The sequence below is a fragment of the Streptomyces sp. A012304 genome, assembly GCF_026008495.1.
In the GTDB taxonomy this organism is placed as follows: domain Bacteria; phylum Actinomycetota; class Actinomycetes; order Streptomycetales; family Streptomycetaceae; genus Streptomyces.
Genome location: NZ_BQUN01000209.1, coordinates 21964 through 31798 on the forward strand (window position 1 = coordinate 21964; position 9835 = coordinate 31798).

At 70.9% G+C, this 9835-nt stretch carries 9 protein-coding genes; 6 read left to right on the forward strand and 3 right to left on the reverse strand.

The genetic code is table 11. The features are described 5' to 3' along the window. Positions 1-118 precede the first annotated feature (118 nt). The 4 genes from ALMP_RS41970 (at position 119) to ALMP_RS41985 (ending at position 4407) form a co-directional block, all read left to right on the forward strand. The gene (locus ALMP_RS41970) at positions 119-1414 is read left to right on the forward strand and encodes an extracellular solute-binding protein (protein ID WP_264937397.1); all 1296 of its coding nucleotides are present in this window, start codon (positions 119-121) and stop codon (positions 1412-1414) included. A 6-nt stretch (positions 1415-1420) separates the two neighbouring features. After that, positions 1421-2419: a carbohydrate ABC transporter permease gene (locus ALMP_RS41975; protein WP_264937300.1), complete on the forward strand. Its 999-nt coding sequence runs from the start codon at positions 1421-1423 to the stop codon at positions 2417-2419. 116 nt (positions 2420-2535) lie between these two features. Further along, on the forward strand, positions 2536-3300 hold the full coding sequence (locus tag ALMP_RS41980) for a carbohydrate ABC transporter permease (RefSeq protein WP_264937398.1): 765 nt from the start codon (positions 2536-2538) through the stop codon (positions 3298-3300). A gap of 54 nt (positions 3301-3354) precedes the next feature. Continuing rightward, on the forward strand, positions 3355-4407 hold the full coding sequence (locus ALMP_RS41985) for an endo-1,4-beta-xylanase (protein ID WP_264937301.1): 1053 nt from the start codon (positions 3355-3357) through the stop codon (positions 4405-4407). Between the two features lie 3 nt (positions 4408-4410). On the opposite strand, the gene ALMP_RS41990 is transcribed toward ALMP_RS41985, so the two are convergent. From ALMP_RS41990 to ALMP_RS42000, 3 genes are all read right to left on the reverse strand, one after another. Then, positions 4411-5451, reverse strand: a complete 1041-nt coding sequence (locus ALMP_RS41990; protein WP_264937302.1) for a LacI family DNA-binding transcriptional regulator — start codon at positions 5449-5451, stop codon at positions 4411-4413. A 200-nt stretch (positions 5452-5651) separates the two neighbouring features. Next, positions 5652-5858, reverse strand: a complete 207-nt coding sequence (locus ALMP_RS41995) for a DUF5999 family protein (RefSeq protein ID WP_309299621.1) — start codon at positions 5856-5858, stop codon at positions 5652-5654. Positions 5859-6196: 338 nt separating this feature from the next. Then, positions 6197-6793, reverse strand: a complete 597-nt coding sequence (locus ALMP_RS42000) for a hypothetical protein (RefSeq protein ID WP_264937304.1) — start codon at positions 6791-6793, stop codon at positions 6197-6199. Between the two features lie 574 nt (positions 6794-7367). Between ALMP_RS42000 and ALMP_RS42005 the strand changes: the two genes are divergently transcribed. Together ALMP_RS42005 and ALMP_RS42010 are read left to right on the forward strand one after the other, a co-directional pair. Further along, complete coding sequence (locus ALMP_RS42005) at positions 7368-8885, forward strand: glutamate-cysteine ligase family protein (RefSeq protein WP_264937305.1); 1518 nt, start codon at positions 7368-7370, stop codon at positions 8883-8885. 149 nt (positions 8886-9034) lie between these two features. Continuing rightward, the gene (locus ALMP_RS42010) at positions 9035-9817 is read left to right on the forward strand and encodes a CPBP family intramembrane glutamic endopeptidase (RefSeq protein ID WP_375803621.1); all 783 of its coding nucleotides are present in this window, start codon (positions 9035-9037) and stop codon (positions 9815-9817) included. The last annotated feature ends 18 nt before the right edge of the window (positions 9818-9835 follow it).

A 9835-nucleotide genomic window follows, 5' to 3' on the forward strand; every position in this document is an offset into this window, starting at 1 on the left:
CCTGTCTCTAGGGTGCGGCAGCAGCGAAGCTTTCCGAATGAAGAGCGAAACTTTCGAAATCCCCTGAGGGCGGCCCGGCCATGTGGGCTGAGCCGTCCCGTACCCCAAGGAGCGCATGATGGGCGACCCGGCACTGTCCCGCCGCGGGTTCCTGGCGGCCTCCGCCGCGGCCGGTGTGAGCATGACGGCACTGAGCGCCTGCGGCGGCGACTCCGACGGAGAGTCCTCGTCCGGGACGACCACCATCGAGTGGTGGAACATCTCCACCACCCAGCCCACCAAAGACGTCTGGGCCGCCCTGGCCAAGCAGTTCGAGGCACAGAACCCCAAGGTCAAGGTCAAGATCGTCCAGCTGGAGAACGACGCCTACAAGTCGAAGATGACGGCGCTGACCGCCTCCGGGAAGCTGCCCGACATCTTCCACACCTGGGGCGGCGGCGTGCTCAAGCAGCAGGTCGACGCCGGCCTCGTCGAGGACCTCACCGACCGCACCAAGGACTGGGCGGGCGACCTGCTGCCGGTGGCCCGCGAGCCGTACCTGATCGACGACAAGGCCTACGGCATCCCGTTCGACATCGGCATGATCGGCTTCTGGTACAACAAGGCCCTCTTCCAGCGGGCCGGCATCAGCGCACCGCCCACCACCTGGACCGGCTTCCTCGACGCCGTGCGGAAGCTGAAGGCCGCCAAGATCACCCCGCTCGCCCTCGCGGGCAAGGAGAAGTGGCCCGGCATGTACTACTGGGCCTACCTCGCGATGCGCACCGCCGGCGCCGACGCCCTGCGCAAGGCGGGCGACGCCAAGGACTTCACCGGGGAGGAGTTCGTCCAGGCGGGGCAGCACCTCCAGGAACTCGTCGACCTCCAGCCGTTCCAGAAGGGCTTCCTCGGCGCCGCCTACTCCAGCCCCACCGGCCAGGCCGCCGCCGTCGGCAACGGCAAGGCCGCCATGGAACTCATGGGCCAGTGGGCGCCGGTCGTGCAGGCCGACGCGGGCAAGGGGCTCGGCGCGGACCTCGGCTTCTTCCCGTTCCCCGCGGTCGAGGGCGGCAAGGGCGCGCTCACCGAGGTGTTCGGCGGGGGCGGCGGACACGCCCTGCGCGCGGGCGCCCCCCAGGCGGCCGTCGACTTCCTGAAGTTCTTCGCCTCCGCCGCCACCGACACCGTACTGGTCGAGAAGACCGGTGTGCTGCCCCTGGTCCCGGCCGCCGAGAGCGCCCTGAAGGACCCCAACCTCAAGGCCGTGCAGACCCAGTTGAAGGCCGCCACCGGCTTCCAGCTCTACCTCGACCAGGCCTACGCGCCCGCCCTCGGCCAGGAGGTCAACGACAGCGTCGCCGCCCTCATCGCCGGCTCCCGGTCACCGAAGCAGGTCACCGAGTCGATCACCAAGGTCGCGAAGGAAGAGCAGTAGCCGGCGATGACCTCCACCTCCCTCAAGGACAGGCGCAGTGGGCCTGACGCCGGCCCCCCGCCCCCGGCCGCCCGCGCGGACCGGGGCCGGGCCCGGCGGCGCGCGCTGCACTGGCTCACCGCGGTCGGCTTCCAGGTGCCCGCCCTGGTGCTGTTCGGCGTGCTCGTCCTGCTGCCCATGCTGTTCGCGCTGTACGCCTCGTTCTTCCGCTGGGGCGGCTTCGGGATGCCCGAGGACTACATCGGCGGCGACAACTTCACCCGGCTGTTCCAGGACCCGGTCTTCCTCGGCGACCTGTGGCGCTGCCTGGTCCTGGTGGTGCTCTCGCTCGCGTTCCAGCTGCCGTTCGCGCTCGCCCTGGCGGTCGCCCTCAACCAGCGCATCCGCGGCCGGGCCGTCTACCGGATGCTGTTCTTCGCGCCGTACATCCTCTCCGAGGCCATCACCGGCGTGCTCTTCGCCATGATCTTCGCGCCCGACGACGGCCTCGCCGACAACATTCTCGGCGCGGTCGGGCTGGACGGGCTGGGCGGCCAGTGGTTCGCCGACACCGACACCGTCATGGCGACGCTCTTCCTGGTCATGACGTGGAAGTACTTCGGCTTCCACATGATGCTCTACCTGGCCGGACTCCAGTCCATCCCGGCCGAGTTGACCGAGGCGGCCCTGATCGACGGGGCCGGCCCCTGGCAGCGCTTCCGCAACATCACCCTGCCGCTGCTCGCGCCCACCCTGCGCATCAGCGTCTTCCTGTCCGTGATCGGTGCCATCCAGCTCTTCGACCTGGTCTGGGTCACCACCGCGGGCGGCCCCGACCACCACTCCGAGACGATGGCCGTGACCATGTTCCAGTACGGCTTCAAGCGCTACCAGGTCGGCTACGCCAGCGCGATCAGCGTGGCGATGTTCGCCATCAGTCTCGTCTTCGCCCTCGCCTACCAGCGGTTCGTGCTCCGCCGTGACCTGGAGGGGGCCACCACGACCCTGCGAGGAGGCGGCACGTGAGCGCGCGCAAGACCGGTGGCCCGGTGAGAGCCCGCGAGACGCGAGGCCCGGGCGCAACCCGCAGGACCGGCCGTACCCTTCCGCTGCACATCGTCCTCGTCGCCGTCGGCACGGTGATGGTCGTCCCGCTGCTCTACGCGGTCCTGTCCGGTTTCAAGTCCACCGACGAACTGTCCCGCAACCCCATCGGCCTGCCCGACTCCTGGGTGACCTCCAACTACACCGACATCCTCGGCGCGGGCTCCTTCTGGCGGCTGCTCGGCAGCAGCACGCTGATCGCGATCGGGACGACGGTGGTGGTGGTCGCGGTCTCCGCGCTCGCCGCGTTCTCCTTCGCCCGGTTCGCCTTCCGCGGCCGGGAGGCGCTGTTCACCCTGTTCACGATGGGGCTGATGTTCCCCTTCGCGGTCGCGGCCCTGCCCCTGTTCCTGCTGCTGCGCTCGATGGACCTGCTGGACAACCCGCTCGGCGTGATCCTCCCGCAGGCCGCCTTCGGACTGCCGATGACCATCGTCATCCTGCGCGGCTTCTTCCGGGAGATCCCGGCCGAGCTGGAGGAGGCGGCGACCCTCGACGGCTGCGGCCCGTTGGGCTTCTTCTGGCGGGTACTGCTGCCCATGGCCCGCCCGGCCCTCGGCACGGTCTCCGTCCTCGCCGTCGTGGGCAGCTGGAACAACTTCTTCCTGCCGCTGCTGGTCTTCACCGACTCCACCTGGTGGACCATCCCGATCGGCGTCCAGCAGTTCCAGGGGCAGTACTCCGCCGAGTACGCCCGCGTCTTCGCCTATCTCGTCCTCGCCATGGTTCCCGCCCTGGCCTTCTACTCCGTCGCCGAGCGCCAGCTCGTCGGCGGTCTCACCGCCGGCGCCACGAAGGGATGACCCCGCGCCGACGGACGTACGGCTCACCCCCACCGCACCGTGAGGAGTCGCACCATGCGCAGGAACAGCACACGGCTCAGACTCGTCGGCGCCCTCGCCGGCGCGCTGCTGACCGTCGTCGCCACCGGGCCGGCCGCGCAGGCCCACCCCGACAAGGAGCCGCCGACGCTCGGCGAGCTGGCCCAGCGCCACGGGCGCTACTTCGGCAGCGCCACCGACAACCCCGAACTCACCGACACCGCGTACACCGCCCTCCTCGGCAGCGAGTTCGGCCAGATCACGCCCGGCAACGGACAGAAGTGGTACGCCACCGAACCCCAGCAGGGCGTCTTCGACTTCTCCGCGGGCGACGAGATCGTGAACCTGGCCCGGGCCAACCACCAGAAGGTCCGCGGCCACACCCTGGTCTGGCACAGCCAGCTGCCCGACTGGCTCACCGGCAAGGAGTGGACCCCCGCCGAGCTGCGGTCGGTGCTGAAGAAGCACATCCAGACGGTCGTACGGCACTACCGGGGCAAGGTCTTCGCCTGGGACGTGGTGAACGAGGCGTTCAACGAGGACGGCACCTACCGAGAGACGATCTTCTACAAGACGCTCGGCCCCGGCTACATCGCCGACGCGCTGCGCTGGGCCCGCCAGGCCGACCCGCACGTCAAGCTGTACCTCAACGACTACAACATCGAGGCCGTCGGCCCGAAGAGCGACGCCTACTACACCCTGGCCAAGGAGCTGAAGGCGAAGCGGGTGCCGCTCGACGGCATCGGCCTCCAGGCCCACCTCGCCCTCCAGTACGGCTATCCGACGACGCTGGAGGAGAACCTCCGCCGCTTCGCCCGCCTCGGCCTGGACACCGCGCTCACCGAGGTCGACGTACGGATGCTGCTGCCCGCGACGGAGGAGAAGCTGGCGCAGCAGGCCGACTGGTACCGGGACCTGACCGAGGCCTGCCTCGCGGTGCGGCGGTGCGTCGGCATCACGATCTGGGACTACACCGACAAGTACTCGTGGATCCCGGCGTTCTTCCCCGGTGAGGGCGCGGCCCTGCCGTGGGACGAGCAGCTCGTGCCGAAGCCGGCGTACCACGCGATCCGGCAGGCGCTGCGGTAGCGCTCAGCGCGGGGCGGCCGGTGGCGCGGTGCTCGACCGCACCACCAGCTCCGTGCCCAGTTCCACCCGCGGCGAGTCAGGGTGCTCGCCGCGGGCCAGGCGCAGCACCGTGCGGACGGCGAGTGCGCCCATGTCGGCGAGGGGCTGGCGGACGGTGGTCAGCGGCGGGGCCGACCAGCGGACTTCCGGAAGGTCGTCGAAACCGACCACGCTCAAGTCCTCGGGGACCCGCAGACCGCGCCGGCGCAACGCCTCGATCGCGCCCAGGGCCATCTGGTCGCTGGCCGCGAACAGCGCGGTCGGCGGCTCGGGCAGATCGAGCAGGGTGGCGCAGCCGGTGAAACCGGACTCGGGGCGGAAGTCGCCGGGCACGACCAGGGCGTCGTCGACGGCGAGTCCCGCGGCCTCCAGGGCGGCCCGGTAGCCGTCGAAGCGGGCGCGGGAGCACAGCAGCCGCGGCGGGCCGGCGATCAGGCCGATCCTGCGATGGCCGAGAGAGAGCAGGTACTGGGTGGCGGCCAGGCCGCCCGACCAGTTGGCGGCGCCGATGGTCGGGGTGTCGAAGGCGGGGGAGCCCACCGGGTCGACGACCACCAGCGGCACGCCCAGGATGCGCAACTGCTCGTGCAGCGTGGGTTCCAGGGCCGAGGTGACGAGGATGACGCCGTCGGAGGCGCGGGCCCGCAGATTGCGCATCCACTCCCGGGCGTCGCCGGAGCGGCCGTGGATCGCCGACACCACCGTGCCCACGCCGGCCGCGTGGGCGATCTCCTCGACCCCGCGGATGATCTCCACCGCCCAGGGGCTGTCCAGGTCGTTGAAGACCAGGTCGAGCAGGGCGGCGCCGGCCGGGGCGGCGGCCGGGCGCTTGCGGTAGCCGTGCCGTCGCAGCAGGTCCTCGACCCGGGCCCGGGTCTGGGGGGAGACGTCGGAACGGCCGTTGACCACCCGGGAGACGGTCGGTACGGAGACGCCGGCCTGCCGGGCGATCTCGGTGATGGTGACCTTGCCCCGGGACGCGGGTGTCGTCCCCTCCACTGCCACTTCCCCACCTCCGTCGCGCCCCGGCGGACGCTTCCGTTGAAACTTCCAGGAGTCTTCCGGAAAGTCGGCGGTCGTGGGAAGACATGCAGAGGGGAAACCGGAGGTCGAGGTGACAGACCGGCCGGAGCGGGCCCGGACGCGTCCGAGGACCGGACCGCGGCGGTTGCCGTGGTCCGGCCCTCGGAAAGCCCGCGCGGTGCTCAGGCCGCGGTGACGACCCGGCCGGTACCCAGCGGGCGGTGCGGCGCGATGATCCGCCCGTCCGGCAGGAGCTCACCGGTGTCCTCGAAGAGCAGGACGCCGTTGCACAGCAGGCTCCAGCCCTGCTCCGGGTGGTGCGCCACGAGGCGGGCGGATTCCCGGTCGGCGGAGTCGGCTGTCGGGCACGGTGGCTGGTGCTGGCACATGGAGGGGATCTTTCGCTCTGGCGTGATGTGTGGAAGGTGTGTCGTGTCTGTCCCGCGGCGTGAAACGTCGTTCATGGCCGCCCCCCGTTGTGATAAGTCGGTCGGAACCAAGTGTTGCCCCACGGGCGTCGATCCGCAGGGATTTCGCTGCACCGCTTCTCACAGGTTCATGACGCATCACCCGCGTGGGCGGTTCATCTCAACTGCACAGTCCCTTCGGGTGGTTTCGGCTGGTCGGATGGGGCTAGTCCGCACGGGCGGAGCGAGGCGGGGCAGCACCGTACCCCGCCACCGGGGCCGCGGTGACGGGGTACGGCGGCGGGGCCGGCCGCAGCGGCTCAGGCGGCAGGTGCCGGTGAGTCGAGCAGCGGCGCGGGCGGGGTCACCCGCAGGGTCAGCACCGGCAGCAGCTCGGCGACCCGGTGCGGGCGGTGCGCGGCGATCCCGGGCGGCGCCGGGGCCAGCGGCACCAGCAGGTCGGTCGCGGCGGGATGGCCGGTGGTGCCGTCCGAGGAGCAGTCGCCGTGCAGCCACAGCGTGACCATGTACAGGCCGGGCACCGACAGCAGCCGCGCCTGGTAGGGCTGGCTCGTCGACTCGGCCTGGCGCAGCGCGAGTTCGGTGGAGGCCACGTACGGGCCCTCGAAGAAGTGCGAGAACGTCCAGCCGTCCGCGGTCAGCCGGGTCTCGGCCGTGGCCACGGCCCGGTCGCCGCAGCGGATCAGGAAACGCCAGCCGGCCAGCCGGGTCGCGGACACGCCCTCCGGTGTGATCCGGTCCAGGACGTGGACGGGCAGCGGGAGGTCGGGTACGGCGGGCGCCTGGGCGGTGCGCAGGGCCGGGGTCCGCGCCTCGCGGACCGCTGTGGGAGAACCGAGTGCCGTGAGGACGGAGCGCAGGGCGGGCGCGGGAGCCGGGGGTACATGCAGCGGCATGGTGGGTCGCCTCTCATTGACAGGCACGGTGGCGCGAGGGCGTTGGGGCGGACGACGCTGTCAGCTCAGGAGGGAGGTCAAAGAGGCAGGGGCCGGGGTCTGGGGATCGTGGGTACACGAGTGGCCTGCCGTCCGTCTCCTCGACGACGACAGGCTCCTTCGGCCGTGGGCGCCCACCTTCTCTGCCTTGTTCGCGGAGTTTATACGACACGTGTTCAGACTGTGTTTCATCTAGCCGATTCCGGGACACTCGGCAAGTGTCCATTCGGTCGGCGATACGTGTGAATGATCCCGATTCAGAGCGGGGCGCACCGCGATGACCTCGGGATATGCGCGCACGACGGTCGGCCCATTCGCGTCGGCGTTTTTCACGAGTTTACGATTTCGTGGAAGAGCGCCCTGCCGCATGCCCGGTGAATGTGCCTCCGGTCACCTCCGGAAGCCTTCCGGACAGCGTAGCGGGTGCCCGGTCCGGCGGGGGCGTTATCGATCGTCCGGGCTGGGCATCATCCCCCCTAGCCCGGCAGACCCGGCGGCCGGACGACCGGCCCGCCATGCGAGGAGGGACCCTTCGATGGGGGAGAAGGTCGTGGCAGGCGCGTTCGACCTGTCCGATCGTCAGCGCTACCGTGACAAGCTGCGGCAGTGCCTGACGGGGCTGGAGCGGCTCCTGGCCCAGCAGCGCTTCGACCGCCCGAAGAACCTCATGGGGCTGGAGATCGAACTGAATCTGGCGGGGGCCGACGGGCTGCCGAAAATGCTGAACGGGCAAGTACTGGAGAGGATCGCGAGCCGCGATTTCCAAACAGAACTCGCCATGTTCAATCTGGAAGTAAACATAGCCCCACACCGATTGGGCAGCCGCGTATTCGACCGGCTCGCCGAGGAACTCCGCACCTCCTTGGCATATGCCCACAGAAAGGCCGGGGAGGTCGACGCGGGAATCGTCATGATCGGTATTCTGCCGACGCTCGACCGCGACGACCTGGTCTCCTCCAACCTTTCCGACGTCGACCGCTACACCCTCCTCAACGACCAGATCGTCGCCGCCCGCGGCGAGGACTTCACCCTCGAGATCGACGGCGTGGAGCGCCTGTCGTGCACCTCGAAGTCGATCGTCCCCGAGGCGGCCTGCACCTCGGTGCAGCTCCACCTCCAGGTCACGCCGGCCAGGTTCGCCGACGTGTGGAACGCCGCACAGGCCGTCGCCGCAGCGCAGATCGCCGTCGGCGCCAACTCGCCGTTCCTCTTCGGCCGCGAGCTGTGGCGCGAGTCCCGGCCCCCGCTCTTCCAGCAGGCCACCGACACCCGGCCGCCGGAACTCAAGGCGCAGGGCGTGCGGCCGCGGACCTGGTTCGGGGAGCGGTGGATCTCCTCGGCGTACGAGCTGTTCGAGGAGAACCTGCGCTACTACCCGGCCCTCCTGCCCATCTGCGACGAGGAGGATCCGCTGGAGGTACTGGCGGCCGGCGGTGTCCCCAAGCTCGCCGAGCTGGTCCTGCACAACGGCACCATCTACCGCTGGAACCGTCCCGTCTACGGCATCGCCGACGGCGTCCCCCACCTGCGGGTGGAGAACCGCGTCCTGCCGGCCGGCCCCACCGTCACCGACGTCGTCGCCAACGCGGCCTTCTACTACGGCGTCGTCCGCGCCCTCGCCGAGGACTCCCGGCCGGTGTGGACCCGGATGCCGTTCGAGGCGGCCGCCGCCAACTTCGACGCCGCCTGCCGCCACGGCATCGACGCCCGCCTCCAGTGGCCCCGGCGCGGCCGGCTCGGCGGCACGACGGAGGTCGACGCGGTGAACCTGGTCCGGGACGAGCTGCTGCCGCTGGCCGAGGCCGGACTGGACGCGTGGGGGGTCGAGCCCGCCGACCGCGACCTCTACCTGGGCATCATCGAGGAGCGCTGCCGACGGCGCACCAACGGGGCGAGCTGGCAGGTGGCCACCTTCCACCGAGCCCTGGAGGCGGGCCTGCCGCGCGACGCGGCTCTGGCGGCCACCACCCGCCGCTACGCCGAGCTGATGCGCCAGGGCGACCCGGCGCACACCTGGCCGGTGGGGCTGCCGGAGCCGGTCCCCCTGGGCTGAGCGCGCCCGGGTCCTTCCCCCTGTACGGCCGCCGTCGCGTCGAGTGAACCCGGGGGCCGCCGACACCCGCCCCGTGCCGATCGGGCAAGCTGTGACCTCCCACGACGGTATGCGGCCTGGAGGCAGGTGTGCAGGGGGAGGAGGAGCGGGTGGCCGACCACTTTCCGCAGGAGCGGATCTCGCGACGGATCGTCCGTGACGAGACGCTGCTCGTGCTCGGGCTCTCGCTCGGCGCGAGCGGTGTGTCCGCCCTGATCAGCTTTGTCGGCTCGGTCACGAAACCGGGAGGCCTGAAGGACCAGGCGGCGACCCTCAACGCCTCGGCCGCGCCCGGCCGTCCCTGGCTCGACCTCGCCTGGCAGCTCTTCGGCATCGCCTCGGCGCTCGTCCCGGTCGCGCTCGTCGCGCACTTCCTGCTGCGCGAGGGGCGGGGCGGTCTGCGCACGCTCGGCTTCGACCGCACCCGCCCCTGGCCGGACCTCGGCCGCGGCGCGGCGGTCGCGGCCGCCATCGGCAGCACCGGAATCGCCTTCTACCTGGCCGTGCGCGGCCTCGGGTTCAACCTCACGGTGGTGCCGGAGGCGCTGCCCGAGGTGTGGTGGAAGTACCCCGTGCTGATCCTCTCCGCGCTGCAGAACGCGATCCTGGAGGAGGTCATCGTCGTCGGCTACCTGCTGCGCCGGCTCGGCCAGTTGGGCTGGACGCCGACCGCCGCCCTGGTGGGCAGTTCGGTACTGCGCGGCTCGTACCACCTGTACCAGGGCGTCGGTGGCTTCATCGGCAACATGGTGATGGGCGTGGTGTTCGTGTACCTGTACCGGCGCTGGGGCCGGGTGGGTCCGCTCGTCGTCGCGCACTCGCTGCTCGACATCGGGGCGTTCGTGGGGTACGCGCTGCTGGCGGGGAAGGTGGACTGGCTGCCCACGGCATGACCGGTGCCTCCCCCCCCC